Source organism: Paenibacillus sp. LHD-38, from assembly GCF_031157315.1.
In the GTDB taxonomy this organism is placed as follows: domain Bacteria; phylum Bacillota; class Bacilli; order Paenibacillales; family Paenibacillaceae; genus Pristimantibacillus.
Genome location: NZ_JAVIFU010000153.1, coordinates 1 through 618, shown reverse-complemented (window position 1 = coordinate 618; position 618 = coordinate 1). Strand labels below are relative to the sequence as shown.

The window sequence follows — 618 nt, the reverse complement described above, 5'->3', positions numbered from 1 at the left end:
CAGGTGCAGCAGGATGAAGAGCAAGCCGAACAGGAGCCCGAATCCGCCCAGAAGAGCGGCAATGACCATTAGCGGAAACCGTAAGAGTCGAAGTGAAATGGCCGCGTTATACTGCGGAACCGTAAAGGAGGCTATCCCTGTCAAGGCTACTAGTACGACCATGATCGGAGAGGCGATTCCGGCTGTGATTGCTGATTCTCCGATGACCAGCGCGCCGACGATGCTTACAGCGGAACCGACCGGCCGAGGAAGCCGAACACCTGCTTCCCGCAGCAGCTCAAAGAAGAACTCCATGATCAGCGCTTCAAAAAAAGCCGGAAACGGAATGCCTTCCCGGGCATCGACAATCGCCAGCAGAAGAACGGACGGAATCAATTCGGGATGATACGTGGTTAAGGCGATATAGATACTTGGCAGCGTAAGGGCAATGATACATGCCATTAACCGCAAGATCCGGGTTACCGATGAAATGATGGTCCGCTGATAATAGTCTTCGCTTGACTGCAGCAGCTCGACAAACAAGCCGGGACAAAGCATCATCATGCCGGAGCCTTGACAGATTACGACGATCTTTCCATCAATTAATGCCGCTGCCACTACATCCGGCCGCTCGGTATA

Annotated in this window: 1 protein-coding gene; it reads right to left on the bottom strand. The window is 53.4% G+C overall.

Features of this window, described 5'->3' with window-relative positions:
- Positions 1 to 618, bottom strand: a 618-nt coding sequence (locus RCO25_RS34675; protein WP_309000582.1) for a spore germination protein, incomplete at both ends; no start/stop codon positions are given.